The sequence below is a fragment of the Bradyrhizobium hereditatis genome, from assembly GCF_020329435.1.
GTDB lineage: Bacteria > Pseudomonadota > Alphaproteobacteria > Rhizobiales > Xanthobacteraceae > Bradyrhizobium > Bradyrhizobium hereditatis.
This window is the reverse complement of record NZ_JAGKJK010000015.1, coordinates 26,988-52,629: the sequence shown is the minus strand read 5'-3', so window position 1 is coordinate 52,629 and position 25,642 is coordinate 26,988. Positions and strand designations below refer to the sequence as shown.

Here is a 25,642-nt window from a genome sequence, read left to right as displayed (position 1 = left end):
AGCAATCTGTGCCAAAAATCCTTGCGATCAATCAGCAGTCGAGCAAGTGGCACCCCTCTCCCTAACCCTTCCCCGCAAGGGGGGAGGGAACCCTGCCGCCAGTGTTCTTGGCTGAAGGTCGGGACGTCGCGGTGAGAGGGCCGCGCGCTTGCGTTACCGTCCCTTGAAATTCGCCACTCGTCGCTCCGCCGTCGCCTTCACGCCTTCCTTGAAATCCTCTGTCGCGCGCAGCTTGGTCTGCTCGGCGAGCTCGTGGTTGGTTGCGGCCATGACGCGGTCGGCGAGGCCGGCGCGCATGGTGGCGCGGGTCGAGATCAGGCCGAGCGGGGAGCATTCGGCAATCTCCTGCGCAAGCTTCATCGCCTCGCTGCGGACCTGGTCCTGCGGCACGCAGATATTGGCCAGCCCCATTTTGGTGGCGTCTTCGCCGGTGATGCGGCGGCTGGTGTAGAAGATCAGCTCCGCATTGTTCCTGCCGACCAGTTCGGGAAGCGTGGCGGTCAGGCCAAAACCCGGATGGAAGCCGAGCTTGGTGAAATTGGCCGAGAAGCGCGCCTCGGGGCAGGTGACGCGGAAGTCGGCGGACACGGCAAGGCCGAGGCCACCGCCGATGGCGGCGCCATGGACAGCCGCGACGATCGGCTTCTTGTTGCGGAAGATGCGCACGGCCTGAACATAGAGATGGTTGATCGGCAAATTCGCCGCCGGGTCCGTCTGCGCCTGTACTTCCTGCTCCTGCCGCTTCGGATCGGAAAAATCGGCGCCGGCGCAGAACGCCTTGCCTTGCGCGGCCAGCACGGAAGCTCGGATTTCGACATCGTTGTCGAACTCTTCCAGCGCATCCGCAATCTGGTTGATCAGCGAGACGTCAAAGAAGTTCAGCGGCGGTTTGCGGATTTCGATCAGGCCGACGTGGCCGTGCTTCTCGACGCCGATATCAGTGTATTTGGTCATCAGGTTTCCTCGTTGAATTAGCGCAGACCGAGCCCGCGGGCGATGATGCCGCGCAGCACTTCCGTAGTGCCGCCCTGGATCGTCAGTTTCGGCGCGGTCTTGATCGCGAAGTCGAGCTGCTTTTCCAGCGTCTCGCGGTTAGTCGCGGTTTCCTCGACAAACGCAGCAAGCTCGCGCACGCGATGCGGCAGTTGCTGCTCCCAGATCGTGCCGATGTCCTTGACGATGGAGGCTTCGACCACCGGCTCCTTGCCGGCCTGCAGCATGCCCGCCACCGACACCGACATGCGCCGCATAGTGTGGACCTGCGCCACTAGGCGGCCGATGCCCTCCGCGCTGCGGGTATCCGGATTGTTGCCGACGGCGCGGACCAGCTCGGTCAGGACGTAGTACGTTTCGAGGAAGCGCTCGGGGCCGCTTCGTTCATAGGCGAGTTCGCTCGTTGCCTGCTTCCAGGCGCCGTCGATCTCGCCGAGCACGTGATCGTCGGGAATGAAGTGATCGGTGAACACAACCTCGTTGAACTCATACTGCCCGGTGATCTGGCCGATCGGGTTTACCTGGATGCCCGGCTGCTTCATCTTGACCAGGAACTGAGTCAGGCCATGGCGGCGGTTCTCCTTCGTCGGCGGTGAGGTCCGGAAGATCGCGATCATGTAGTCGGCGATATGCGCCGAAGAGGTCCAGATCTTGGTGCCGTTGATCAGATAGCCGCCATCGGTCTTGGTCGCGCGGGTCTTCGCCGCGAACAGATCGGAGCCGGAATTCGGCTCGCTCATGCCGATGGCAAAGCAGAGCTCGCCTTTGCAGATGCGCGGCAGGATCTCCATCTTGATGTGCTCGGGCGCGTATTTCAGAAGCACCGGGCCGCTCTGGCGGTCGGCGACGAAGAAGCGCCGCGTCGGCGCGTTCGCGACGCGCATTTCCTCTGTTACCACGTAGCGCTCGAGGAATGAGCGCTCGTGGCCGCCATACTTCTTCGGCCAGGTCATGCCGAGCCAGCCGCGCTCGCCGACCTTGCGGGAGAACTCCGGCACGTCGGTATCTTCGCGGTTCGGCTTATGCGGATCGAACGTGCCGGCGGCGATTTCTTCGGCGAGGAAGGCGCGGACTTCCTTGCGCAACTGCTCGCATTCGGGCGGCAGGCGGATCGGATCGAAACGGAGGGCTGCGGTCATTATTGGTCTCGACTTCTCAGCAAAACGGTATTGGTGTCAGCGCGAGGCAACCAGCGGCCACAATTCATCGGCGCCTCTGCTACAAACGAGCTTGCCGAGCTCGACGGCCCAGTAGCTTTCGGAGCCGAAATCGTCGCGCCAGGCGAGCCCACGCAGCGAGTAGCGATGCAGGATGTGCTCGATCGTAAAGCCGATCGCGCCATGCACCTGATGGGCGATGGCGCCACCTTTCTCCGCCGCTTCCGCGCAGCGGATCTTGGCCGCCACCGCTTCGAGAAACATTTCGTCGTTGAACGAGGTCGCATTGGCGATAGCGTCCGCGGCCGAGGTGGCCGCTGCGAGCGCGGCGGCCGACTCGCCGGCGAGCCGCGCCAGATTGTGCTGCACTGCCTGAAATTTCGAAATCTTCTTTTCGAAGGCGACGCGTTCGTTGGAATAGCGGACGGAAATTTCCAGCATCGATTCCAGCGCGCCCGCGATCTGCAGCGATCTCGCGACGCCGCCCATCAGCATGAGCCGCGTCTGGTCGAAGCCCGGCGGCGCCGGCTTGATCGCAACCGGCTGCACGTGGTCCAGCGTCACCACATCCGAATGGTCGCCGCCGAGATTGAGGCCGCTCTCGATCCGGCATTTGCCGGCATCGACCAGTGCGATGGAGAAGCTGCCCTTTGCATCGCTGGCGAGCACGGCAAAGTGCTTTGCGACCTTGGCGAAAGGCACGCCGCGCGCCCGGCCCGACAGGCTGCCATCGGCGTTGACGGTAATCCGGTCCTTCGGGGTTGCCGGCACCACCGTCATCTCGCCGCCGGGCGAGACGATCTTGGCCTGCGCCAAAAGCCAGCCGGCCAGCATGGTTTCGGCGAGGGGGACTGCGACCGCAAACCGCCCGGCGGCGCTCAAGACGCTGAACCCTTCGGCAAGCGAAGCGCCGGAGCCGCCGCAATCTTCCGGCACCCAGGAGAGCGGCAGGCCGGCATCTGTCAGCGCCTGCCAGAGCGGCGCTTTCCATTCACCCTTCTTGTCGTGATTGATGGTCTGGGCGTCGGCGAGATCGGCGAAGATTTTCTCCGCGGTCTCGGCAACGATGTTCTCACTCTCCGCCACAGCGTTCCCCGATTTGAAATTGGCATGCCAATCCCAACTGATAGTGCCGGGTCGGCTGCGGTCTTTTCTTGCGCTTTATGATGGGCAAAAGCCATACCCCTGACAAGCGCTGTCCGCAGGGCGGCCTGCGACGGCGGCATGATGATCGCGGACCAAGGATAATTCCGCAGAGTGGACTTCGTCGGAGTTGCGCGCCATCGGCCGCGCGATATGGTACGCGTGAAGCCTGTTCTTGAAGCCCGCCCTTGAACCCTCTTGGGCGGTGCGAACCCCAGCTAAAAGATACAGAAGGAAATACGGGATGTCGAAGGATGGTTTGTGCGCGATAGTCACCGGTTCTGCCTCGGGCCTCGGGGCTGCCACTGCCGGCCTGCTGGCAAAGGGCGGTGCGCGGATCGTCGTCAACTATTCCAACAGCAAGGCGGAAGCCGAAGTGACGGCTGATCTCTGCCGCAGCGCCGGCGCCGAAGTTGTGGTGGTGCAGGGCGACGTCTCGCGCGATGAAGACTGCAAGAAGATCGCGGCGGCGGCTGCGCCCTGGGGCCGGCTCGACGTGCTCATCAACAATGCCGGCACCACCAAGCATGTACCGCATCACGATCTCGACGGGCTTTCAGCGGAAGATTTCCAACGCATCTACGCGGTGAACACGATCGGCCCGTTCCAGATGATCCGCGCGGCGCGCGCGCAGCTCGAGGCCGGCGCAAAGGCATCAGGCACGCCGTCCGCCGTGGTCAACGTCTCGTCGGTTGCCGGCATTTCCGGCGGCGGCTCCTCGGTCGCCTATGCCGCGAGCAAGGGTGCGCTCAATACCATGACGCAATCGCTGGCGCGCGCGCTGGCGCCGCTGATCCGCGTCAATACCGTGTGCCCCGGCTATATCGATACGCCCTGGTTCACCAAGGGCCGCGGCGAGGCCGGCGCGAAAGCGGTGCGCGATGCCGTGGTGGCGAAGGTGCCGCTGAAGGTCGCGTCCACGGCGGAAGATATCGCGCAGCTGGTGTGCTTCCTGGCCTCGCCCGCGTCGAGCAACATGACGGGCGAGTTCGTGCGGATGGATGCCGGCATGCATCTGGTGTTGTGACGATGAATGTAGCCCGGATGAGCGCAGCAACATCCGGGGAGACCTTATCCGCGGGAGAGACTTTTCCCGGATATCGCTGCGCTCATCCGGGCTACAGTTGTGGCCGTCATTGCGAGGAGCGATAGCGACGAAGCAATCCATACTTCGCCTGCGGCACCATGGATTGCTTCGCGGAGCCTTTCATCCGGCGGCGCTACGCGCCGACCGGGTGACTCGCAATGACGGCGGATACAGCTCCGCCTTATCGATTCCCCGGATCCGATATCACACCGCGTGCCACAAGCCTGTTCCAGATGAACAGCACCACCAGCGCGCCAATGGTGGCGGTGATGAAGCCGGCGCCCTGTTCGGGCCCGTAATGGCCGATCGCCTGACCGACGAAGGTCGCCAGAAACGCGCCCGCGATGCCGAGCACCGTGGTCAGGATGAAGCCGGTGGGGTTGTTCTGACCCGGCGAAAGGATGCGCGCGATGATGCCGGCGACGAAGCCGACGACGATAATCCAGATAATGCCGCCCATTTCCGTGCCTTTCCATGCGTGGATCGTGAAGCAGCGCGGCGCGGCAGACGCCGCGCTGACGAGGCGTCAAATCCGTTCCGACATCTCGCTGTCGCTCGGCAGTCGTCCGTCCGGCGTCAGATGATTGACGACGTCGGGTAGAAACTGGCTGAGGCCTTGCAGCAGATCGTCGCGCGACAATCCGCTTTGCGACGACAGTTGATCGATCTCGTCGGCGCCGAGCGCGTTCGCGAGATCGCCGGGCGCGACCTGCTTGTTCGGGCCGTTGCTCACCCAGGAGTCGGCCTGATCGCCAAGGCCGTTCTGTTGCAATTGCTTCATGAGGTCGCCGAGCCCGCCGCTCAGGATAGTGCCGGCCGCACCGCCCGCGAGCAGGCCGCCCAATCCGCCCTTGAGCATGTCGCTGAGGCCGCCGCCGGCCATGTCACCGCCAGGCATGCCGGCGCGCATGTTGCCAGGTGCGGGGCTAGGCGCGGGCGTCGGCTGTGGCGCCGAGCCGGTCTGGTTGCCGCTGAAATGCTTGATGCCTTTCCAGGCAAGCAGCGCGAGGATCGCCATGGTCAAGGGCGACATTCCGCCGCCCTCGGATTGCGCGCTGGGGTGGCTTGGCCCGCGCGGGCCGTTCATCATGCCGTTGAGGACATCGAGTAAACCCATCGGTCATCTCCTCCGTAGCCCCGTGCGAACATAAAGGCGGCTCATGACTGTTACAAGTCGCGGCCGGCCATGCTTCGATAGGCACTGGCTAACGGTTCTGCTATCGAAGCTTGTTGCAACGCGACGGGTAGCGAATGGTTTCGGGGCCGGCAATTGGCATTGCTGGGGCGGGCAGCATCGGCTGCTTCGTCGGCGGCATTCTGGCGGCCGGCGGCCGCCGCGTCGCGCTGTTGGCGCGTCCGCGCGTGATCGCTGAAATAGATGCCAAAGGCCTGCGGCCGACCAGTTTTGAAGGGTTTGATCAGACCATCGCCCGCGATCGCTTCGCATTATCGGAAAATCCTTCCATCTTTGAAGACGTCGGCATCGTGCTTGTCACGGTCAAAAGCGCGGATACGGCTGCGATGGCTGATGTCATCGCGAAGCACGCGCCACCTAATGCCGTCATCGTCAGCCTGCAAAACGGCGTCGGCAATACGGCGGTGCTGCGTAGCCGCCTGCCGGGGCGGCGCGTGCTCGGCGGCATGGTGCCCTTCAACGTGATCGCGCTCGGTGAGGGGCGATTTCACCGCGCCACCTCCGGCGACATTGTGATCGAGCGGGACGAGGCGCGCACGGCCGAGAAGCTGACGGTGCCGGGCCTCAAGATGCGCACCACCGACAACATCGAGGGGGTGCAATGGGGCAAGCTGCTGCTCAACCTCAACAATGCGCTCAATGCGCTCGCCGATCTGCCGCTGCGCCAGCAGCTCAGCGTGCGGTCATGGCGGCGTCTGTTCGCCGACCAGGTCACCGAGGGGCTCGCGGCGATCAAGGCCGAGGGCATCAAGCCGGTCTCGCCGACGCCAATCCCGTTCTCATGGCTGCCGTCGCTATTGCGCCTGCCGGATCAGGTCTTCGAAGTGCTGCTGGGGCGGACGATGAAGATTGATCCCGAGGCGCGCTCGTCGATGTGGGAAGATTTGAAACACGGCCGCCGCACCGAGATCGAGTATCTGCAGGGCGTCATCACCGAGATTGCCGAGCGCCGTGGGCTCAAGGCGCCGCTGTCGCGCCGGATCGTGGACTTGACCCGGCAGGCCGAGCGTGAGGGCAAGGGCTCGCCCGGCCTAACGCCGGAGCAGATTCGCGCCGGCTGAGCTGCGCATTCGCCTTGAACTGCCGGAAGTCCTGCGGGATTCTGCAGCGGGCGCGAGGGAGAGACAAATGAAACGAAAATATCAGGCGCTGATTGCGGTTGCTGTTGCCGGATGGGCATCGGTCCCGGCTCACGCCGTGCCGCCGACGGTGACACCGTCGCCGGGCTATGAGGCGAGGCTAAGGGAGCAGCGGGCGGCGTCACGGGCCATTGTCGCGCCGATCGTCAAGTCGCGCCGCGTCAAGCGGGTGCGCACGCATTGATTGAACGGCGTCAGTCGCCATGCCCGCCACCCCCGTCCGGCCTTCGGCCGGCCGGATGACAGGCCCGGCGGGCATCAAGTAGTCATCGGCGGATTTGGGGAGCAGTGCTGCATCCACGTTAGTTCTGTGGATACTGGATTCCCCGCTTGCGCGGGGAATGACGGGGGGCAACGTCAGCCCTTCTTCTGCTTGCTCGCTGGCTGCTGCTGCGGATTGAACAGCCGCTTCAGCTCGTTGATGCTTTCAGAAAGTCGCGGCCATTCACAGGAGAACTGGTTCTTGGCGCAATGGGCTGCCCTCAGTCGGGCCGCCTGCTTGAGTGGGCTTGCCACCGGTATCGGCACTTTTTCGGTTTCGACCGGCGGAGGAGGGGCCGGCTCGGAGCGCAGCGAAACCTGCTGTATCGCCTGCACCGGCGGCTCCGCCTGTTGCTGCTTGGCTGCCGCCAGCGCTGCGGCGTGATTGCGCCGCTCGCGTTCGAGATAAGCGGTATATTGCTCGTCGATCTTCTTCTGCTCTTCCGGAGTCGGGTTGGGGCCTGCGATATCGAACGTCCGGTCCTGCATGAAGTCGTAATAAGTGTACCCACCGCCCGGCTTGCGGCGTCCGGCGAACTTCGCGTTACATTCGGCGAGTTTCGTCGTCTTTTCTTCCTTGGTCTTCGCCTTCTCGGCCACATCGGCGCAAGATTCGAAGTCGTACGGCGCACTGCGCCACCACTGCGCATCCGAAGCCACCGGCGCGAGCACGAACAGCCCGCCGATCGTGGCTACAACAAATGAAGATGCACGTGAGGCGATCACGGACGGAGGTCTCCAGTCGAATCTAGGGAACTTTGCCTGAGTCGATTGTCATCATTTTGGCAGCGCTGTCACCCCGAAACTGCTCGATGTTCCCGCTGGCGTTGTGACCTTACCTCGAACATGTGACTGCTGGAACTCAGCGCTAGGCCCTTAGAAATCCGAAAGAAATTCAAGAGCAAAGCGATGCTGCGCGCGAGATGTTACAACGAATCTAACTTCGCTGTCTCGGAGCGAGCGGATAAGCGCGCCACATTGTGGCAAGAATCAGTCAGAGCCTCGGGCGCGGGCCAGCGTGCGCGAGGCCGTCTCATGGAACGTTGCGCGATAGAGCCTGGCAAACTCGCCCATGTGGTGGAAGCCGTTGGCGCGGGCGCACGACGTCACCGTGACAGCGTCGGATCCTTTCACGAGCTGCGCACGTGCGGACCAAAGCTGCTTGAGTCGCAAATAACGATGCAGGCTCATGCCGCGGACACTTGCCACCGCTGTACCCAGCGTTCTCACCGACACGCCGCACTGTTCGGCGAGCTCAGCGCTGTAGATCGCCGCGGCGGGATGAAAGGCGACATATTCGTCGATCATGCGAACCAGGCGGCAATAGCCCCGGCTGGCAAACCGGTTCGTCAATTCCGGCGTCCTGCTGCGGCGGAACATCTCGTCGATCGCGAGCAACAGGCCTTCCTGGACGGCAAGCGCCGAGTTCGGCTCCTGCAACAGGTCCGGTCTGGCGGAAGCCGTCTGCAGGATGCGGGTGGTGACGGATCGAACCACCGCCAGGTCGTCGGCGTGCGGCGTGAACGGGCATAACTCATCCGGCGTATCGAACCATTCACGGTCGCGCAGGCTGGCCCCAAGGGTGATGATGGCGTGCAGCGACCCGTGGGGTTCGACGAACTTCAGATCCACATTGCCGCGCATGCCGACGAAGGTCGGACGGTTCACGGACAGGCCGTTGACCGATACTTCGTAGGCGTCCTTGAGCTGAAAGATGACGACGCCATGCGCGGCGCGGTAGCTGACATCGACGATGCGGGGAAACGAGGTGAGCACGGCGACCTGGCAGTGGGGCAACTGCACTATCGCGCGCGCGGTGTGGAAGTTCGCAAGGGTCAACGGGACGCTGCGGGCGTCCGCGACAAACTCGACCGGCCGGAAGGCGTCGATGTCGGAAAACTGAACGATCGAGAGCGCCGGCGAAGGCGAAAGGTTCTGAAACGGCATTGCGAGGCGACTGGCTTGAAGCGTCGAATCCGATGTTAGCGTCGAACGGGTTTGGTTAAGCTGATGTTAACACGTGTGGCCAGGCAAGCACGATTTCCTGTTGCCTGCATTGCGCTGCGGCTGGTGGTGACACGGCTTGCGGGGTGGGGAGAGGGGTACGCCACGGGCGAACGATGGGCGAAGGAGTTCGACGGTGCATCAACGAGACACGCGCAACGGCAATGTTCGTGGAAAGAGTTGTTCTTGCTGATCGTCATGCAGCGGAGCAAGCGGCACCCCTCTCCCTAACCCTCTCCCGCAAGGGGAGAGGGAACCCTTCCGCCGTGCGTCCCTCACAGCTGCTGACGTTTCGCTCACTCCTTGCCAAAGTGCAGAAGTAGCCGTGATGCAGGGAGAAGCCATAATGCGCGTGAGGTGAGCACATCGCCAAGGCTTCCTTCCCCCTTGCCGGGAGGGTTAGGGAGAGGGGTGGACCCCGGGTACGGACCGGAGAGATTGCCGACAGTTTAGACGGGCATGTACTGGGCACCGCGCCGCGGGTTGCAAATCCATTATAGCTGTTCCTACGGAATGCTATTGGTTTTGCTGCAACGGAACAATTCAAGTCGCCGCGCCATGCCGAAATGGCGAAAGGTTCGGCCCAGATAGAGGGGAAACAGTCTGCATGAGCATCACGACAGCCATGGCAAGTGTGCCGAAGCCCGCGCCCGATCTGATCGAGGCGTTCAGGGGGGCGCCCACGTCCGTCATCTCTGACAATCTTGCCCGCCTGCCGGGGGCGGTAGGCCTGCGCCCCTTCCATCGCGGCGGCAAGCTGGTCGGCGTGGCCTTCACCGTGCGCACGCGGCCGGGGGATAATCTGGCGATCCACCGGGCGCTTGAGCTGGTCGGTCCTGGCGACGTCATCGTGGTCGACGGTGGCGGCGACGAGACGCGGGCCCTGGTCGGCGAGATCATGAAGAACATCGCCGAATACCGCGGCGCCGCGGGCTATGTGATCGATGGCGCCATCCGCGACGCCGCTTCGTTTGCGGCCTCCGACTTTCCATGCTTTGCGCGCAGCGCCATTCACCGCGGGCCCTATAAGAGCGGGCCGGGCGAGATCAACGTGCCGGTTTCCGTCGGCGGCTCGGTGATTTCGCCGGGCGACATAGTCGTGGGTGACGAAGACGGCGTGGTGTCGTTTCCCACTGCTGTGGCGGCGAGCCTCTTGGAAGCGGTCCGCGCCCAGATCGCGCGCGAGCAGCAAACCATCATCTCGATCCGCGAAGGCCGTTACCAGGGCAGCTACGGCAAGTCCTGAAGCCAGCAACGAGCGCTGACGGAGGAATCAAATCATGAGTCAGAAGGACGAATTTCACAATCTGGACAACCCGGCCGATGGCCTGTTTCGCGAACTCGCCGCCGGCGTCACGACGCGCATCTTCTCCGGCGAGCAGGCGATGCTCTCGGTGGTGACGCTGGCGCCGCACGCGCAAGGCACGCTGCATCATCACCCCGAGGAGCAATGGGGCGTGCTGCTGGATGGCTCGGCCATCCGCGTCCAGGGCGGCGAGGAAATTCCGGTCAAGAAGGGCGATTTCTGGCGCACGCCGGGAAACGTGCCGCACACCATGCGGGCTGGACCGGAAGGCGCCCGCGTGCTTGACATCTTCAGCCCGCCGCGGCCCGAGTACAGGAAAGCCGGGTCCGGCTTCGGCACATAAGCAAAGCCTGCAAAAACAAAAAATCGCGGGCGCTAATGGGAGGAGAGTTGTGATGAAAATCACAAGACGCAATCTGCTTGCGGCATCCGCCGCATTTGCGGCTGCGCCAGCGCTGGCGCAGCCGGCCAAGAACATGACGCTGGTGGTGCCGTTTCCGCCGGGAGGCTCCACCGATGCGCTGGCGCGGTTGTTGCAGTCTCACTTGCAGACGAAGCTTGGCCGCACGGTGCTGGTGGAGAACAAGTCGGGTGCGGCGGGCTCGCTCGGCGCCATCCAGGTCGCCAAGAGTGCGCCTGACGGCGCGACGTTCCTGGTGACGTTCGATTCGCACGCGGTCATTCCCTCGATCCTGGAAAAGCCGGGCGTGGATGTCGAGAAGGACCTCGTGCCGGTGTTCCTGGTCGGCACCGCGCCTTACGTTGTCGCGGCGAATGCCGATCGGCCGTACAAGACCTTTGCCGACGTGGTGGCGGCCTGCAAGGCAAATCCCGGCGCGGTGAAATATGCCTCCGTCGGCATCGGCACACTCGGTCATCTCGCAATGACGGTGCTCGGCAAGAAGGCCGGCGTTGAGATCACCCATGTGCCCTATCGCGGCGGCGGACCGGCGATGAACGACGTGCTCGGCGGCCATGTCGACATGATCGTGGGATCGGCGGCGCTGATCACGGCGCAACTCGGCACCAACAGGCTGCGGCCGATCCTGCAATTGGGCCGCGAGCGGCTGCCGGCGCTGAAAGACACTCAGACCGCGATCGAGGCGGGATTCCCCGATTTCGAGACGCTGGCGTGGTGGGGAATTTTCGCGCCCAAGGACACGCCGGCGGACGTCATCGCCAGCATGGCGAAATCGGTGAAGGAGATCTTGAGCGAACCGGCCGTGGCCTCGCAATTGCAAGAGACCCAGCAGATGAAGCTTCTGCTCGCCGACGGCAAGGAGTTCGGCACGTTCTTCGCCAAGCAGGTCAGCATCTGGGGCCAGGTCGTGCGCGAGAACAACATCAAGGCGTAGCTCGACAGCGCTTCAGCTTGACCCGCTCATGAAAAAGGCCCCACCGAGGTGGGGCCTTGATCAGCCGAGAATATCGGACGTCTTAGTTGTAGTCCGAATATTTGAACTGCGGCATCGCCTTGAGCTGCTCCTTGGTGCCGCTCATGACGGCGTGATCCGGAGTCCAGTCGTTCGCGGTCGTAGTGGCCGCGCCGGTCGTGGCCGCGCCGGTCGTGGTCTCGCGCGGGGTCGTTGTCGTTGCCGTGCGCATCGGCTCCTCCATGAATTTGAGCTTATCCATGGAAACCGCGATGTCGTGCTCGCCCATACCGAGGAAGCCGCCGATCCCGATGACCACGGCAGCGACCTTGCCGTTCTTGTCCAGGATCAGTTCATTGATGTCGCCGAGCTTCTCGTTGGCGTCGTTATAGACGTCGAGGCCCATGAGCTTGGACGCGCGCCAGTTGCCCTTGAGGTCCATCTTTTCCTGCGAGGCGGCGGGAGCGGCGGGCTGAGCCGTCTGCGGGGTCTGCGCATAGGCGGGAGCACTGAAGATGGCGGCACTCAGGAGAGCCGCTGCTAACATTTTCTGCATTGTATCCTCCTCGAAAGGTTGATCGGTTTCCGTAGAACTGAACGCGCGCGCGAATGTTCCTCATCGTTTCGGATGAAGTTTGCGGCGAAAGTCGGCAAGCGGACGCTGCCTGCGCAATCTGCAGGCCTTTTGGGCGTTCCGAAGCGACACAGGATGCGCCTTCCTTCGGAAACAGATGCCCCCTGGCTGCGTTGAATCGACAGCCCATGCTGGGTGACAACCGGCCGCAACGGGGAACGATGGACGCAGTTATTTTGCCGGTTTCTTGCTGCGACACCAACGCATCGGTACGCGCTGACATCTAACCCGTTCCCGGCATGGGCGCTTGCTGCCGTCTGCGCTCGGCACCGGGCGGGGGATGCATATGCCGCCATTGCGCCAATCCGGCACGCCCCGATCGGTTCGCCAGTTTGTCTGCTTGTTTCGGGCATTCATGCCTTGGTCTTAGCCAAAGAGCGTGGATGCTTGGAAAGACGGCCGGCGATGACGGTGCGAGGATTTGAGGACACGCACGTGAAGGGCTGGCGATGCCAGTCTCGCTTTGCTATGAAGCGCCGGTACCTGTCTTACCACGCAGGTCCGCGGTCCCGTAGCTCAGCCGGATAGAGCGGCGGTTTCCTAAACCGTAGGTCGGAAGTTCGAGTCTTCCCGGGATCGCCAGCCCTGCAATCGCCGACTACGCGCCCTTGTCCAGCAGCGCCTTGAAATCGGCGCGGGCGCGCTGCGCCTCTCGCTTTGCGGTCTCGGAAGCTTCGCCGAGACCGAAATAGCCGTGGATCAGGCCGAGACCGTCATAGTAGCTAGTCGGCACGCCGGCGGCCGTCAGGGCGTCGGCATAGGCCTTGCCCTCGTCGCGCAGCGGATCGAACCAGGCGGTGCAGACGATTGCCGGCGCGACGCCGGCGAGATTTTTGGCGCGCAACGGCGACACGCGCCAGTCGGAGCCGTGAGTGCTGTCTCCGAGGTAGTGGCCACAAAACCATTCCATGGTCGCGCGGGTGAGGAAATAGCCTTCCGCGTTCTCAGTGCGCGAGGGAAAGCGCGCGTTCTCTGTTGCATCGGCAAAATTGCCGAGGACGTCGGTGACGGGATAGACCAGCAGCTGCGCGGCTAGCCTGATCCCGGCGTCGCGGCAGGCGATTGCGGTGGTGGCCGCGAGATTGCCGCCGGCGCTGTCACCGGCGACGCCGACGCGCGCGGCATCACCGCCGAACTCGGCGATGCGGGCAATGACATCTTTGGTCGCCGCGAAGGCGTCTTCGAACGCGCCGGGAAAACACACCTCGGGCGGACGGCGATAATCGACGGAGACGACGACCGCGCCGGTCTCGATCGCAAGCCAGCGCGCCTGCCGGTCATGGGTCTCGAGATCGCCGGCTACCCAGCCGCCGCCGTGGAAAAACACCACCGTCGGCGACTTTTCGTTCGAGTTCCGGTAGACCCGTGCGCCAAGGAACCCGGCTGCGCCCTTCACTTTGATGTCTTCCGTGCTCGCTACCCGCGGCGGCGGCACCGCCGCGCGCGAGGCGGCCAGTGCGCGCAGGGCATCACGGGCGCTCTGCGGCGTCATCGTCGTGGGATCGCGCAGCGGCAGGAGCGGGATGATCTGGGCGACGACAGGATCAAGCGGCGGAATCATGCGGGGCCTCGTGAGACGGGGCGGCAGCATAGGTAACAGGCGAGGCCACCGCAATCGCGTCGTTTCTGCGGCAGGCCCGGCCGATTTCCTTCAATTGATAATGATTCCGGCAAGCAGATGCGCGGCGCGCGCTGATAGAATCGCCATCCGTTTACTGACCATTATCCGTAAACGAGCGCGCCGGGGAACGGACCGGCGCGCGGCTCATTACTCCTTTTCGAGGGAGTGGTGCGATGGATCAATTTGCTGGAATGGATCAGGCGCTTGACGAAGTGCTGGTGCAACTCGGCGGCATGGTGCTGAGGCTGTCCAGCCCGGAAGTGACGCGGACTGCGGAGGAGCGGCGCGCGCTCAAGCGCTCGGTCAACCAATATGCGGTGTGCGCGGCGCGCTCGGGCGACCCGCGCGTGCGCCAGCTCAAGTCCGAGCTCGAAGAAACGATCAAGCCGCAATTGCGGCTGGTGGCCAGCCGATAGGCGCGGCGCCCAATCAGATCTGCGCCGCGTTGCGTCGGAAAACGCCAGCGGCCTGGCAGTGCCCGGCCGCGTGGCGCATGCATAGACGGGCTCAGAGCGTCTTGAGATACTCGATCAGCGCCTTGCGATCATCCGCTGACAGCTCCGGCCCGATCACGCCCTTGATTTCCTTGTTCTTGTCGTAGTCTTTCCTGAATTCGTGACCTCTGTTCGAATTGCCGCGAATGGAGGTATCGAACTCGAAACCGCCCGTGATCGGGTCGGTCTTGTAACCGAGCTTGACGGGATCGTATTCGCGGCTGCCGAGATAGAATTTCTTCGGCCGCTTTTCCGGGTCTCCCAATAGATCATCGATGGTCGGCACCGAACCGTTGTGCAGATAGGGCGGCGTCGCCCAGACGCCGTTCAGCGGGCGGACCTTGTAGGCGAGTCTCGCCGAACACTTTTTCAAAATCCCAGCCTGCCGGCAGGTTGATCGGCAATTCCGAGAGCTTGAGCGGTTCGCCCTGGGGACGGCTCGGCGTCTTGTCGACCGCGACCAGGCTGGTCAGGCGGGTGACGAGCTGATGCTCGAGCGCCAGCGCCAGGATGGTCCTGTCGGCATCTTCCGGAGTTGCCTGCCGCGTGGTGCGCGCAACCTCCGCATCCGCAATCTTGCGCCGAGCCCAGAGCTTGGAGAGGCCCTTGCCTTCGGCGGCATTCGCCAGCGGCAGGGTGACGACCCAGGGACGATCGCCGACGCGGCCGTTGATCTCGACCGAGCCCGCGAGCTTGTCGAGCTTTGCCGCCAGCACCAGCGGCTCGTCGCGATAGACGTCCGGGATGGCGACGGGCGTGATATCCGCCGCGGCTTCGGAGAATTTTGCGGTGAGATTAGTCACCGCGGGATTCTCCAGCTTGGCGAACAGGCCGCGCATCCGCTCCTCGACCTGCTCCACTGAGCCGATATGGGTGAACGTGCCGCGGCCGAGTTCGGCAGCGCGCGTCATTAGGTAGGTGTTCGGGGCTGAGCCGATGCCGACCATGAAGATGCGCGAGCGGCCGCGCAGCGCATTGATGGTTTCGAACAGTTGCTGCTCGTTGCCGATCGCACCGTCGGTCAGGAACACGACTTGCCGGACGTAGTTGGCATCGCCAGCCTTGTCGAACAGCGCCGCGCGCATCGCCGGCACCATTTCGGTGCCACCATTGGCCCGCAGCGCGCCAACGAACGAGGTGGCGCGGCTGATGTGCTCGCTATCGGCCGGCACGGCTGATGGGAACAGCACCTCCATGGTGTGGTCGAAGCGAATGACGTTGAAGCGATCGTTCGGCTGCAGGCGGCCGAGCGCGTAAATGAGGCTCGCCTTGGCCTGGATGATCGACACGCCGCCCATCGAGCCGGAATTGTCGATTACGAAGATCACCTCGCGCGGCAGCGGTTTCTGCTGCGCCTGTTCGACCGAAGGCGGCGTGACGAAGGCGAGTAGATAGTCGCTGTCGCCGACGCGCTCACGGAACAGCCCAACCGACGGCGCTTGCTCCGCCGCGGGCTTCCAGGTCAGCTCGAAATCGCGGTCGGCCGGCACCGGGCCTTCGGCAAGCCTGATAATGCTCCTGTTGGCGTCGGGCTTTTCGGTCTTGATCGCGTGATGGTGGCTCTTGACTTCGCCGAGCGGGAAGCCGGCTTGCAGCCGCACGGTGATGCGGGTCGGGTTGACCGGCGCGTTGGTGGCGGGATCGAGCACCTGGGGTGAGATGCGGTCGCGATCCGGAACGGGATCGGACTTGGTCGCACCCCAACCGCCGCCGGGCTCGAAGTCGACGCTCTGCACGACCGGTGCGGGATTGTAGCGCGGCGCGACGACCATCGGCACGCGCAGCGAAAATTCTGTGCCGGATTGCTGGAACGGCCCCTGATATTCGATCTGTACCAGCACGGTTTCGCCGGGGCCGATATTGGCGACCGAGTTGGTGAAGATGTTCGGCCGTTCCTGTTCGGTCAGCGCGGCCTTTTGCCCATTCTGCTTGGCCTGTTCGTAGATCGCCTTCGCTTGCTGCCGCTCCTTGATGTCGCCGACCACGACGCGATCGCCGATCACCATCTTCAGCGAATCGACCGCGCCGCCTGATGGCAGCGGGTAGACGTAGACCGCTTCGACCCAGTCTTTAGACGGGTTACGGAAAATCTGGGTGACGCGGGCGCGAACCGTGGGGCCGGACACGGTGAGATCGACATCGACGTCGAGCCGTGACGCATCGGCATATCCCTCGTCGATCTTGAGGAGTAGCGAACCGGCCCGCGCATCGCCGGGCTTGAGGTAGTTGGATTGCAGGCGCTCGGCCGACCAGACCGGCTCAAAGCTCAAAAATAATGCCGCAAACCCGACCAGGATTACGGCAACGCCTTGCATCACAAAGAACAGCACCAGCCGGATCAAGCTGGGCTGGTCGCTGGGTTTGTCGGCCTCGATTTCGTCACATGTCGTCATGTCGTCACTCCCGAACGGCGATTTCGCCGTACGCGAGAGGGTGTGGAATTCAGCGATTTGGCGCGAGCGGAATGATCGGCATTGTTCGGTCGCTCGCCACCACGCTCCGCCGGGGCAGCGGCGGGTTTGTGCGGGTTTGTGATGCATTGTGCGTCTGCTAGACTGGCGCTGATAGTTCAGGGGTGACGATGTCAGTGCCGGACAAGCAGCTTTCCGCCGAGCAAAGCCGGCGGGTGGCCGACAAGATCCGAGAAGAAATCGCGCGCCGCCGCATCTCGCGGCAGGCGCTGGCCGAACAGGCCAAGCTCAGCCTTTCGACGCTCGAAAAGGTGCTGGGCGGCCGCCGTCCGTTCACCCTCGCCACCACCGTCCGCCTCGAGCAGGCGCTCGGCGTCTCCTTGCGCAAGGCCGCGGAGGCGCCTCCGGCACAAGCCGCCGCCGTTAACGGCGAGGTTGCGCCGGACGGTCTCGGCGCCTATTCGCGTCGCGCGGTGGCCTGGATCGAGGGAACCTACGTCACGGTGCGCCCCTCGTTCGGCGACAAGAACGCCATCTTCGCCTATCGCACCGAGATCGCGTGGGACACGGCGGCGGCGTCGCTGGTGTTTCACGAAAGCGAACGGCAGGACGCCGCCTTCACCCAGTTCGGCGAAGTGGCGGTGCCCAACCAGTCCGGCCACATCTACCTCGTCACCAACCGGCACGGCCAGCACCGCCTGATCACGGTGGCGCGGCTGGCGATCTCGGGCGAGATGTACGGCATCATCACCACACTGCTCGCCGGCCGCGGCTCGTCGCTGACGCCGATCGCCGCCCCAATTGCCTATCTGCCGATCAAGATGGTCGCGAACCCGACCTTCGGCCGCGTCTCGGCCGATGATCCCAATTACACGCAGTATCGCCAGCATTTGCGGCGGACGACGGAAGAGCCATTCGCGCTGTTCCTGCCGGGATAACTCACCATCCCCTCCGCTGCCATCGTCCGCGAATGCGGACGATCCAGTACGCCGCGGCCTCGAGTTCAATCACTGCACTCCGTGTTTACTGGATGCCCCGCCTTCGCGGGGCATGACGAAGTTGGGGGCCGGCACAGCTACGACGCAAGCTTGTCGGTCGCTGTCGGCGCGTTGAACTGCCTGCGCAGCGTCGGCTTGTGAATCTTCCCCGTCGCGTTGCGCGGCAGCGCATCGACGAACTCGATCAGCCGCGGGCATTTGAACCGTGCCAGATTGGCGGCGCAATGAGCGTGAATTTCAGCAGGCGTCAGCGTCTGGCCAGGCTTGACGGCAACGATCGCCATGCCGACCTCGCCCCATTGCTCATCGGGAATGCCGATGACGGCCGCCTCGGCGATCGCGGGGAGCTGATGCAGCACGTTCTCGACTTCGGCCGGATAGACATTCTCGCCGCCGGAAATGTACATGTCCTTCCAGCGATCGACGATGTAGTAAAAACCCTCTTCATCCATACGCGTGGCATCGCCGGTGTGAAGCCAGCCATCGGTGAAGGACGATTGGTTGGCGTCCGGCCTGTTCCAATAGCCCGGCGTCACGTTCGGCCCCTTGACCCAGAGTTCGCCGAGTTCACCGACGTCAGCGTCGGTGCCGTCGGGGCGAACGATCCGCACTTCCGTGTGCAGCACCGGCTTGCCGGACGAGCCTGCTTTCCGCGCAGCGTCCTCGCGGTCGAGCGCCAGCACCGCCGGCGACGTCTCGGTCATGCCGTAGCCCTGTTGCAGGGCGACGCCGCGCTCCTCCCACACTTTCAACAGCGGCACCGGCATCGGCGCGCCGCCGACGCCGCCGATCACCAGGCGACTGAAATCGGCGCTCGCGAATGACGGATGCTGCGCCATGAACTGATAGATGGCCGGCACGCCGAAAAATTGTGTAATGCCGTATGCGGGATCGCTGATCAATTGCAACGCGAGACCCGGATCGAAGGCTCGCATGATCAGGACGGTGCCGCCAGCATGCAGCACCGGGTTGGTGTAGCAATTGAGCCCGCCGGTGTGGAACAGCGGCAGCACGGTGAGCAGCACCGTCGATGGTGTGACATAGGCGGGGCCGCCGAGATTGACGCAATTCCAGAACGTCATGCCATGCGTGATGATCGCGCCCTTTGGCTGACCTGTGGTGCCTGACGTGTACATGATGGTCGAGATGTCGTCATGGGTAACGAACTCGAATTCATCGAGCGGCTTCGAGGCGGCAATCGCCGCTTCATAGGTGCCGCCGGCGCCAAGCAGCAGCGTCGACGAAACGTTGCAGAGCTTGGCGACGGCTAACGCGGTCTCGGCGAGATCAGTGTCGTGAATCATCACGCTCGGCGAGGCATCGCCGACGATGAATTGCAATTCCGGAACCGTCAGCCGTGTGTTCAGCGGCAGGAATACCGCCCCTAAGCGCCCGCAGGCGAACTGCACTTCGAGCGTATCTGTCGTGTTGAGCGCCAGCACCGCAACGCGGTCGCCGCGCTTGACGCCGAGCACCTCACGCAGATGGGTGGCAACGCGCGAGATGCGCGCGTCGAACTGGGAATAGGAGAGGCGGCGCTCACTGGCGAGGTCGATGGCAGCGATCTTGTTCGGCGTGCGGCGGCCGAAATGGGCGATCCAGTCGTAATAGCGTACGGACAAGCCCTCCTCCACGTTCAGCAGTTTTTGCTTGACGGTATTCTATGTAACAGATGAGGGGTCATATAGGGGTGCTGTCTTGCGTGGAGTGGCTGGGGCGGACTGTTTGGGCGGTTCGAGCGGCGCCGCGATGACTTGTCACCGTAGCTCGAAGAGCGAAGGCCGAAGCAAGCCAGATCCTCGTGCGTTGCATGATTGATAGATTCGCTGCGCTCGCAATGACGGAGAGATAGCAACGCACACTCGACCGTCATCCCCGCGAAGGCGGGGATCCAGTACTCCGCGGCTTATCAGCTCAATCATTGACGTCTCTGGAATACTTGTATGGGGCTTGGTCAAGCCGGGCGACGACAACTGAGTATGACTTCGCGATCTCGCGACATGAACTGCCCGAGGTTTGCCTGAAACTTCCCGCCCTCCTCCAAACAGAGGGCGCAGGGAATGCCGGGTGCACGCTGCACCCGCGGTCTCGTGTGCAAAAGTGTGCAAAAAGGCGCACACGAGCATACAGGTTCAGCGGAGGCATCCGACATTCCCTGCGCAATGGTTTTACGGCTTATATCGTGCTCTCCCCGGCGGGCCGGGCTCGTTGTCACCGTCGCCTCGCGGATATCGCGCTCGATCCAATTGGATCGATGCGCAACCGCAAGACTTGACGCCAGCATCGGGGCGTCAGGACCACACGACTTCGCCGTACGCATCAGCACCGTTCGTCAAAGGCGCATCCACGTCCACCGCATCCCGTCCCGCGTCTGTGACGATCGCGAAACGCCCCTCGTATCGGGACGGGACCAAATCGATATATTGCTGATTTGGCCTTCGTGTCAATGACAATTTCTGAAAATCAGAAGTTGATGCAACGAGGACATGACGTCAGGCCGAGAAATCCAGAAACGGAAGTCGCCTGACGTTGATCTCTGCAGTGCCTATGGCGGCTCTCTGAAATGCCACTCGTCTCATTTCCGGCGCTCGACGAGGTCGTCAATATCGCCCACCGCGATCCGAGCCGTCAGCGCGAGAGTGGTCCCGTAGGAGGCGAAGGGCGAGGCGCCGACGATGACTGCACAGCCGATGACTGCGCCCTGGGTTGCGGGGGTTTAGGCTGCGGGATGGAGGCCGCCTGCTGGGCCGGCGCCGGGGCAGGGGCCGGAGGCGCAAACGACATCTTCTGCCTGATGTCCTCCTCAACAGCCCGCAGTGCCGCAATGTTTTGGGCGATCTGTTCTTGCTTGTAAGCGAGTTGTTCTACGCTGCGCCGCACGGCATCGAGATTGGACGCCAGGGGCTCAAGCTGCTGCAGCGGGCCAGGGGAAGTTGCTGCCACCACCGGGGACTTCGTCGGCGACGTGGATAACAACCAGGCCAGCATTGGAGCCCGGGCCACCACCATCCCCTTTGCTGCATCACCGTAGGAATGCCAGCCAAGCGTGGCGCCGACACCGATGAGAACCGCAATAGAAAACCGGGTAAGGCTGCGGACTATTCTCCGGCCTATCGACGGCCGGCCGGTCTTCGCCTGCCCCTCCCCGAAGCGGTAGGGATAAGAAGAATCGTTCGCCGGCTTCATGCGCCTTCTGCCAAAACGCCAATCGGATCGGGCGTCCGGATCGCGCGCAAGGGCGCCCGACGAAACTTCTTCGGCGCTCGGCCACTGCTGCTCCGCCAGTGGTGGACTTTGCGAGTATAACATTTGGTACCTTCACCCGGCGGTTCTCTTGTTGATGGAAGAGGTCAGCCCGGTTTGACAGAAGCGAGGCGGGAGCGCAGCAGTCCTGGGGCGATTGTGAGATCGCCGCACGACAAGAGGATCGACTTTTCTGAACTGGGTGAAGCGTCAACCGTTAGAGCATGATGATCCTTGATTGAATCGATTTGGCCGCAGACGCGCTTCACCTCTCCCGCTTGCGGGGGAGGTCGGCGCGAAGCGCCGGGTGGGGGCTCTCTCCACTCGGGTAGCGTCGCCCGCGGAGACACCCCCACCCCAGCCCTCCCCCGCAAGCGGGAGAGGGAGCGCACCTTGGTCGCAATCAAACCTGACATCATCACGCTCTAGGCCGGCTCATTGCGCAGCCCGTGCGTGACAGCCGAAGAAGCTCACAGTGACGATGCTTGATCGGTGTCCGGTCGCGTCGCGACAGTGACCTTCAAATTAATCAACGCCGCCAGCCCAGGTTTGATTGCGTCTCGCTCACCTGTGGTTACACAGGAACATGCTTTTGCGATAGCCGCGCGATTGTGAGGTGTCCGCATACTCAGCGGCAATGACTGCACCGCCTGATCCAGGATCTGTCGCCGGCAGCTCACTGATCCCGACAATCGGGACAGGCCGCCGCGGTCAGGAGCCGCGCAGCAACTCACTGATCACGTTGAACTGGTTGTCGCGAAACTCAACCATATAGCCGTCCTTGATTGGCCGGTAATCCGTCGGCGAGGTGTTGAGCGTCACTCCCGGCATCAGCATCGGCAGCGCTACGCCCTTGAGGTTCGCCGCCTGCGCCATGATGTTTTCGCGGCTAAGGTCATTCTTGCACTGTGTCAGCACCACGACCAAAGCCTGCGCGACCATGTAACCATATCCCGCCGCCAGATTGGCGGGATCGATGTTTGGCAGCCGCGCCTTCATGAAATCGCGGTAGGCAACCAGGTCGGGATCGGTGGAGTCAGCCGAATAAGGCTTTAGGGCTCCGACCGACATGATGCCCGTTGCCGCTTCAAGCCCTGCCGGCACCATGACCGTTTCCTTGTTGGCGCAGCCGCTTGAGATGAAGCGCATCGGCCGCCAACCGGTTTCATAGGCCTTTCGGATCGCTTGGGCGCAAGCACGCGGCGTCACGCTGTAGATCAGAAAGACGTCGGCCTTGGTGTTGGCGAGCGTGAGGATCTGCGAATCGACAGTGGGATCGGCGACCTCGAAACTGGTCGCCATCGCGATCACCTTGTCGGCGTCCGCGCCGAGCGCTTGCCTGACGCCGCGCAGATAATCCTTTCCGGCGTCGTCGTTCTGATAAAGGATCGCAAAGCGTGCATTTGGATTCTTGGCGCGGGCAAAGCGCACCTCGATGCCGGCCTCCTCGACATAATTCGGTGCCCACGGCAGCGCCATCAGCCAGGGCTGGTGAACCGGATCATTCCACTTCGAAGCGGAGCTGATCAGGAACAGATGCGGCACCTTGGCGCCGTTGAGATATTTTGCTGTCGCCGAACTCGGTGCGGTGCCCATCGTTCCGAACATGAAGGCAACGCCGTCATTCTCGACCAGCCGGCGCGTCGCCTCGACCGTCTTCGGCGGCGAGAAACCGTCGTCGAGCGAAATCATGTTGAGCTTGCGTCCGTTGACGCCGCCCTTCTCGTTGATCAGGTCGAAATAGGCTGCAAAAGCCTTGCCGGTGACGCTGAGTGCCGACGCCGGGCCGCTATAGGGCATGATATTGCCGAACTTGATCTCGGTGTCGGTAATGCCGGGGTGTTGCGCCGAGGCTGCTGTCGCCATGGCAAGCGACAGGAGCGCTGTCAGGAAGAACGCAGGGGCAGCATTGAGCGATCGGACCATGCTTCATCCTCCCCGGCCAATGGGTCGATGACCTCTTGTTGGCTTTGAGCCGAGGCTAGGGCATGCTCGCGCCAACGGTCTTGTGTTCAGTTGCTGGACCGGACATGCGATGATTGGGCTGACGGCGTCTGCGCAATGCCAGCCGCTCAACGCAAGTTTGCGCCGGCCAAATCGGGGCATCGTGATTACTGGCGGAGGAAAGCATGCTGGAGCGCGCAAAAGTGCAAAGCCCGTTCTACACGGCGGACCATGAAGCGTTCCGCGATGTGATGCGTCGCTTCGTGGCGCGCGAGATCGAACCTTACGCCAATGAATGGGACGAGGCGGGAGAGTTTCCGCGCGAGCTCTATCGCAAGGCATCCGAAATCGGTCTGCTTGGGCTTGGCTTCCCGGAAGAATATGGCGGCGTGCCGGCCGACCAGTTCATGAAGATCGTGGCGTCGCAGGAACTGGCGCGCGCCGGCGCCGGTGGCGTCAGCTCGAGCCTGATGAGTCACACCATCGGTTCGCCGCCGATCGCGCGTGCTGCAAGGCCTGAGGTCAGGGCGCGCGTGCTGCCGCAGGTGCTGGCGGGCGAGAAAATTTCGGCGCTCGCGATCACCGAGCCGAGCGGCGGCTCCGATGTCGCCAACCTCTGCACCAAGGCACGGCGGGACGGCGACCATTATATCGTCAGCGGCGAGAAGACGTTCATCACCTCGGGCATGCGGGCCGATTACCTAACGGTTGCGGTGCGCACGGGCGGCGAGGGGCCGAGTGGCGTCAGCCTGCTCCTGATCGAGGGCAACACGCCGGGCCTGTCGCGCACCAAATTGAAGAAGATGGGCTGGTGGGCATCGGATACCGCGACGCTACATTTCAACGAATGCCGCGTGCCTGCGGAAAACCTGATCGGCGACGAGGGCCAGGGCTTCAAGCTCATCATGCATAATTTCAACAGCGAGCGCATGGGCATGGCAGCGAGCTGTACGGCCTATGCCCGCGTCTGCGTCGAGGAGGCGATTGCCTACGCCAAGGAACGCAAGACGTTTGGCAAGCCGATCGCGCAGCATCAGGTGATCCGTCACAAGATCGTGGACATGGCGCAGAAGGTCGCGGCGTCGCAGGCGATGCTGGAAATGCTGGCGTGGCGGCTCGGGCAGGGCGAGAGCCCGGTTGCCGAGATCTGCATGATGAAGAACCAGGCGACCCAGACCATGGCATTCTGCGCCTCCGAAGCGGTGCAAATTTTCGGCGGTGCCGGCTTCATGCGCGGTGTCAAGGTCGAGCGCATCTATCGCGAGGTCAAGGTCAACGCTATCGGCGGCGGCACCGAGGAGATCATGAAGGATCTCGCTTCGAGACAGATGGGGTTGTGATACGCCGTCATTCCGGGGCGATGCGTAGCATCGAACCCGGAATCTGGAAGTGAGTAAAACAACGTCGAGGTTCCGGGTTCGTCGCTTCGCGCCGCCCCGAAACGACAGGAAACAATAAAATGCTCTTCACCGCCGACCACGACGAACCCCGCCGCATCCTGCAGAAATTCATCGCCGCGGAGATCAATCCCTTCGTCGACGAATGGGAGAAGAACGACATCTTTCCGGCCCATGAGCTGTTCAAGAAGCTCGGCGATCTCGGCTTTCTCGGGCTGAACAAGCCGGTCGAGTTTGGCGGCCAGGGGCTCGATTATTCCTACGCGCTGATGATGGCCGAGGAGCTCGGCGCGATCAAATGCGGCGGCGTGCCGATGGCGATCGGGGTGCAGACCGATATGGCGACGCCTGCGTTGGCGCGATTCGGTTCGGATGAAGTGCGACGTGAGTTCTTGGCGCCTGCGATCGCGGGCGACGCGGTGGCCTGTGTCGGCGTCTCCGAGCCGGGCGCGGGATCGGACGTCGCCTCGATCAAGACCCAGGCGCGTTCCGATGGCGACGATTACGTCATCAATGGCGGCAAGATGTGGATCACCAATGGCGTGCAGGCCGACTGGATCTGCCTGCTCGCCAATACCAGCGACGACCAGGTCCATCGCAACAAGTCGCTGATCTGCGTGCCCATGAAAGCGAAGGGCGTGCAGGTGGCGCGCAAGCTCGACAAAATGGGCATGCGCTCATCCGACACGGCGCAGATCTTCTTTGATAATGTCCGGGTGCCCAAGCGCAATCGCATCGGCGAGGAAGGCAAGGGCTTCACCTACCAGATGATACAGTTCCAGGAGGAGCGGCTGTGGGGCGCGGCGGCCTGCCTTAAGGCGCATGAGTTCATCATCGCCGAGACCATCGAATATACCCGTAGCCGCAAGGCGTTCGGAAAATCGATCCTCGATAACCAGACGGTTCATTTCAAGCTGGCTGAAATGCAGACCGAGGTCGAGCTGCTCCGCGCGCTGGTCTATCGTGCCGCCGAGGCGCTGATCGCTGGCGAGGACGTGACGCGGCTTGCCACCATGGCCAAGCTCAAGGCGGGGCGTCTGGGGCGCGAACTCACCGACGCCTGCCTGCAGTTCTGGGGCGGCATGGGATTCATGAACGAGACGCCGGTCAGCCGCGCTTATCGCGACAGCCGCCTGACCTCGATCGGCGGCGGCGCCGACGAGGTGATGTTGATGGTATTGTGCAAGATGATGGGCACGCTGCCGAAAGGCTAATAAGAACGGTCAAGATACTAACGGGGAA

24 protein-coding genes and 1 tRNA gene are annotated in these 25,642 nt (G+C 63.1%); 11 read left to right on the top strand and 14 right to left on the bottom strand.

The features are described from left to right. Positions 1 to 153: 153 nt before the first annotated feature. The 3 genes from J6524_RS29190 to J6524_RS29180 are packed head-to-tail and all read right to left on the bottom strand — an operon-like array spanning position 154 to position 3,236. On the bottom strand, positions 154 to 954 hold the full coding sequence (locus tag J6524_RS29190; protein ID WP_225677094.1) for an enoyl-CoA hydratase/isomerase family protein: 801 nt from the start codon (positions 952 to 954) through the stop codon (positions 154 to 156). Positions 955 to 971: 17 nt separating this feature from the next. After that, a complete protein-coding gene (locus J6524_RS29185) occupies positions 972 to 2,132 on the bottom strand; it encodes an acyl-CoA dehydrogenase family protein (RefSeq protein WP_225677092.1) in 1,161 nt (386 codons plus the stop codon). 36 nt (positions 2,133 to 2,168) lie between these two features. After that, complete coding sequence (locus J6524_RS29180) at positions 2,169 to 3,236, bottom strand: acyl-CoA dehydrogenase family protein (RefSeq protein WP_225677090.1); 1,068 nt, start codon at positions 3,234 to 3,236, stop codon at positions 2,169 to 2,171. A gap of 301 nt (positions 3,237 to 3,537) precedes the next feature. On the opposite strand from J6524_RS29180, the gene J6524_RS29175 reads away from it, so the two are divergent. Further along, positions 3,538 to 4,320 carry an SDR family NAD(P)-dependent oxidoreductase gene (locus J6524_RS29175; protein WP_225677088.1) on the top strand — a complete coding sequence of 261 codons (783 nt, stop codon included), beginning with the start codon at positions 3,538 to 3,540 and terminating at the stop codon, positions 4,318 to 4,320. Positions 4,321 to 4,561: 241 nt separating this feature from the next. Here the strand turns inward: J6524_RS29175 and J6524_RS29170 are convergent, their stop codons facing one another. After that, positions 4,562 to 4,840 (bottom strand): GlsB/YeaQ/YmgE family stress response membrane protein, encoded by a 279-nt coding sequence (locus J6524_RS29170; RefSeq protein WP_225677086.1) that lies wholly within the window; start codon positions 4,838 to 4,840, stop codon positions 4,562 to 4,564. Between the two features lie 66 nt (positions 4,841 to 4,906). After that, the gene (locus tag J6524_RS29165) at positions 4,907 to 5,497 is read right to left on the bottom strand and encodes a YidB family protein (RefSeq protein ID WP_225677084.1); all 591 of its coding nucleotides are present in this window, start codon (positions 5,495 to 5,497) and stop codon (positions 4,907 to 4,909) included. A gap of 134 nt (positions 5,498 to 5,631) precedes the next feature. Between J6524_RS29165 and J6524_RS29160 the strand changes: the two genes are divergently transcribed. Then, positions 5,632 to 6,636 carry a 2-dehydropantoate 2-reductase gene (locus J6524_RS29160; protein ID WP_225677082.1) on the top strand — a complete coding sequence of 335 codons (1,005 nt, stop codon included), beginning with the start codon at positions 5,632 to 5,634 and terminating at the stop codon, positions 6,634 to 6,636. Positions 6,637 to 6,703: 67 nt separating this feature from the next. After that, on the top strand, positions 6,704 to 6,898 hold the full coding sequence (locus tag J6524_RS29155) for a hypothetical protein (protein WP_225677080.1): 195 nt from the start codon (positions 6,704 to 6,706) through the stop codon (positions 6,896 to 6,898). Positions 6,899 to 7,071: 173 nt separating this feature from the next. Here J6524_RS29155 and J6524_RS29150 read toward each other — a convergent pair whose 3' ends face one another. Both J6524_RS29150 and J6524_RS29145 read right to left on the bottom strand, forming a co-directional pair. Further along, complete coding sequence (locus J6524_RS29150; protein WP_225677078.1) at positions 7,072 to 7,701, bottom strand: hypothetical protein; 630 nt, start codon at positions 7,699 to 7,701, stop codon at positions 7,072 to 7,074. A 264-nt stretch (positions 7,702 to 7,965) separates the two neighbouring features. Next, positions 7,966 to 8,922, bottom strand: a complete 957-nt coding sequence (locus J6524_RS29145; RefSeq protein ID WP_225677076.1) for a helix-turn-helix domain-containing protein — start codon at positions 8,920 to 8,922, stop codon at positions 7,966 to 7,968. A gap of 664 nt (positions 8,923 to 9,586) precedes the next feature. Between J6524_RS29145 and J6524_RS29140 the strand changes: the two genes are divergently transcribed. From J6524_RS29140 to J6524_RS29130, 3 genes are read left to right on the top strand one after another with little or no spacing between them, the layout of a single operon-like run. Continuing rightward, positions 9,587 to 10,225 carry an RraA family protein gene (locus J6524_RS29140; protein WP_225677074.1) on the top strand — a complete coding sequence of 213 codons (639 nt, stop codon included), beginning with the start codon at positions 9,587 to 9,589 and terminating at the stop codon, positions 10,223 to 10,225. A 34-nt stretch (positions 10,226 to 10,259) separates the two neighbouring features. Further along, complete coding sequence (locus J6524_RS29135; protein WP_225677072.1) at positions 10,260 to 10,628, top strand: cupin domain-containing protein; 369 nt, start codon at positions 10,260 to 10,262, stop codon at positions 10,626 to 10,628. Between the two features lie 52 nt (positions 10,629 to 10,680). Beyond that, complete coding sequence (locus J6524_RS29130; protein ID WP_225677070.1) at positions 10,681 to 11,640, top strand: tripartite tricarboxylate transporter substrate binding protein; 960 nt, start codon at positions 10,681 to 10,683, stop codon at positions 11,638 to 11,640. Positions 11,641 to 11,722: 82 nt separating this feature from the next. Here J6524_RS29130 and J6524_RS29125 read toward each other — a convergent pair whose 3' ends face one another. Continuing rightward, positions 11,723 to 12,214, bottom strand: a complete 492-nt coding sequence (locus J6524_RS29125) for a PRC-barrel domain-containing protein (RefSeq protein ID WP_225677068.1) — start codon at positions 12,212 to 12,214, stop codon at positions 11,723 to 11,725. 583 nt (positions 12,215 to 12,797) lie between these two features. Here J6524_RS29125 and J6524_RS29120 point away from each other — a divergent pair. Beyond that, positions 12,798 to 12,874 (top strand) — tRNA-Arg (locus tag J6524_RS29120). Between the two features lie 16 nt (positions 12,875 to 12,890). Here J6524_RS29120 and J6524_RS29115 read toward each other — a convergent pair. Then, positions 12,891 to 13,853 (bottom strand): alpha/beta hydrolase, encoded by a 963-nt coding sequence (locus tag J6524_RS29115; protein ID WP_225677066.1) that lies wholly within the window; start codon positions 13,851 to 13,853, stop codon positions 12,891 to 12,893. 233 nt (positions 13,854 to 14,086) lie between these two features. On the opposite strand from J6524_RS29115, the gene J6524_RS29110 reads away from it, so the two are divergent. Beyond that, complete coding sequence (locus J6524_RS29110; protein ID WP_225677063.1) at positions 14,087 to 14,329, top strand: hypothetical protein; 243 nt, start codon at positions 14,087 to 14,089, stop codon at positions 14,327 to 14,329. Positions 14,330 to 14,420: 91 nt separating this feature from the next. Here the strand turns inward: J6524_RS29110 and J6524_RS29105 are convergent, their stop codons facing one another. Beyond that, positions 14,421 to 14,780, bottom strand: coding sequence for a di-heme-cytochrome C peroxidase (locus tag J6524_RS29105; RefSeq protein WP_283843358.1), 360 nt, complete (start codon positions 14,778 to 14,780; stop codon positions 14,421 to 14,423). Continuing rightward, positions 14,677 to 16,800 (bottom strand): marine proteobacterial sortase target protein, encoded by a 2,124-nt coding sequence (locus J6524_RS29100; protein ID WP_225677059.1) that lies wholly within the window; start codon positions 16,798 to 16,800, stop codon positions 14,677 to 14,679. Before J6524_RS29100 ends, J6524_RS29105 begins: the two co-directional genes overlap by 104 nt. A gap of 188 nt (positions 16,801 to 16,988) precedes the next feature. Between J6524_RS29100 and J6524_RS29095 the strand changes: the two genes are divergently transcribed. Beyond that, a complete protein-coding gene (locus J6524_RS29095) occupies positions 16,989 to 17,756 on the top strand; it encodes a helix-turn-helix domain-containing protein (RefSeq protein WP_225677057.1) in 768 nt (255 codons plus the stop codon). A gap of 137 nt (positions 17,757 to 17,893) precedes the next feature. Here J6524_RS29095 and J6524_RS29090 read toward each other — a convergent pair whose 3' ends face one another. The 3 genes from J6524_RS29090 to J6524_RS29080 form a co-directional block, all read right to left on the bottom strand. Beyond that, positions 17,894 to 19,438 (bottom strand): acyl-CoA synthetase, encoded by a 1,545-nt coding sequence (locus J6524_RS29090; RefSeq protein ID WP_225677055.1) that lies wholly within the window; start codon positions 19,436 to 19,438, stop codon positions 17,894 to 17,896. Positions 19,439 to 20,444: 1,006 nt separating this feature from the next. Further along, positions 20,445 to 21,125 (bottom strand): hypothetical protein, encoded by a 681-nt coding sequence (locus J6524_RS29085; protein WP_225677053.1) that lies wholly within the window; start codon positions 21,123 to 21,125, stop codon positions 20,445 to 20,447. Between the two features lie 645 nt (positions 21,126 to 21,770). Then, positions 21,771 to 22,985, bottom strand: a complete 1,215-nt coding sequence (locus tag J6524_RS29080) for an ABC transporter substrate-binding protein (RefSeq protein ID WP_225677051.1) — start codon at positions 22,983 to 22,985, stop codon at positions 21,771 to 21,773. 203 nt (positions 22,986 to 23,188) lie between these two features. Between J6524_RS29080 and J6524_RS29075 the strand changes: the two genes are divergently transcribed. Beyond that, positions 23,189 to 24,343: an acyl-CoA dehydrogenase family protein gene (locus J6524_RS29075; RefSeq protein WP_225677050.1), complete on the top strand. Its 1,155-nt coding sequence runs from the start codon at positions 23,189 to 23,191 to the stop codon at positions 24,341 to 24,343. Between the two features lie 119 nt (positions 24,344 to 24,462). Then, positions 24,463 to 25,614, top strand: a complete 1,152-nt coding sequence (locus J6524_RS29070) for an acyl-CoA dehydrogenase family protein (RefSeq protein ID WP_225677048.1) — start codon at positions 24,463 to 24,465, stop codon at positions 25,612 to 25,614. Positions 25,615 to 25,642: the final 28 nt, after the last annotated feature.

Bases quoted from the DNA above. Each gene is read 5' to 3' on its own strand.
- J6524_RS29190 (WP_225677094.1), bottom strand. From the start codon at position 954: ATGACCAAATACACTGATATCGGCGTCGAGAAGCACGGCCACGTCGGC.
- J6524_RS29185 (WP_225677092.1), bottom strand. From the start codon at position 2,132: ATGACCGCAGCCCTCCGTTTCGATCCGATCCGCCTGCCGCCCGAATGC.
- J6524_RS29175 (WP_225677088.1), top strand. From the start codon at position 3,538: ATGTCGAAGGATGGTTTGTGCGCGATAGTCACCGGTTCTGCCTCGGGC.
- J6524_RS29170 (WP_225677086.1), bottom strand. From the start codon at position 4,840: ATGGGCGGCATTATCTGGATTATCGTCGTCGGCTTCGTCGCCGGCATC.
- J6524_RS29165 (WP_225677084.1), bottom strand. From the start codon at position 5,497: ATGGGTTTACTCGATGTCCTCAACGGCATGATGAACGGCCCGCGCGGG.
- J6524_RS29160 (WP_225677082.1), top strand. From the start codon at position 5,632: ATGGTTTCGGGGCCGGCAATTGGCATTGCTGGGGCGGGCAGCATCGGC.
- J6524_RS29155 (WP_225677080.1), top strand. From the start codon at position 6,704: ATGAAACGAAAATATCAGGCGCTGATTGCGGTTGCTGTTGCCGGATGG.
- J6524_RS29145 (WP_225677076.1), bottom strand. From the start codon at position 8,922: ATGCCGTTTCAGAACCTTTCGCCTTCGCCGGCGCTCTCGATCGTTCAG.
- J6524_RS29140 (WP_225677074.1), top strand. From the start codon at position 9,587: ATGAGCATCACGACAGCCATGGCAAGTGTGCCGAAGCCCGCGCCCGAT.
- J6524_RS29135 (WP_225677072.1), top strand. From the start codon at position 10,260: ATGAGTCAGAAGGACGAATTTCACAATCTGGACAACCCGGCCGATGGC.
- J6524_RS29130 (WP_225677070.1), top strand. From the start codon at position 10,681: ATGAAAATCACAAGACGCAATCTGCTTGCGGCATCCGCCGCATTTGCG.
- J6524_RS29125 (WP_225677068.1), bottom strand. From the start codon at position 12,214: ATGCAGAAAATGTTAGCAGCGGCTCTCCTGAGTGCCGCCATCTTCAGT.
- J6524_RS29115 (WP_225677066.1), bottom strand. From the start codon at position 13,853: ATGATTCCGCCGCTTGATCCTGTCGTCGCCCAGATCATCCCGCTCCTG.
- J6524_RS29110 (WP_225677063.1), top strand. From the start codon at position 14,087: ATGGATCAATTTGCTGGAATGGATCAGGCGCTTGACGAAGTGCTGGTG.
- J6524_RS29100 (WP_225677059.1), bottom strand. From the start codon at position 16,800: ATGACGACATGTGACGAAATCGAGGCCGACAAACCCAGCGACCAGCCC.
- J6524_RS29095 (WP_225677057.1), top strand. From the start codon at position 16,989: ATGTCAGTGCCGGACAAGCAGCTTTCCGCCGAGCAAAGCCGGCGGGTG.
- J6524_RS29085 (WP_225677053.1), bottom strand. From the start codon at position 21,125: ATGTTATACTCGCAAAGTCCACCACTGGCGGAGCAGCAGTGGCCGAGC.
- J6524_RS29080 (WP_225677051.1), bottom strand. From the start codon at position 22,985: ATGGTCCGATCGCTCAATGCTGCCCCTGCGTTCTTCCTGACAGCGCTC.
- J6524_RS29075 (WP_225677050.1), top strand. From the start codon at position 23,189: ATGCTGGAGCGCGCAAAAGTGCAAAGCCCGTTCTACACGGCGGACCAT.
- J6524_RS29070 (WP_225677048.1), top strand. From the start codon at position 24,463: ATGCTCTTCACCGCCGACCACGACGAACCCCGCCGCATCCTGCAGAAA.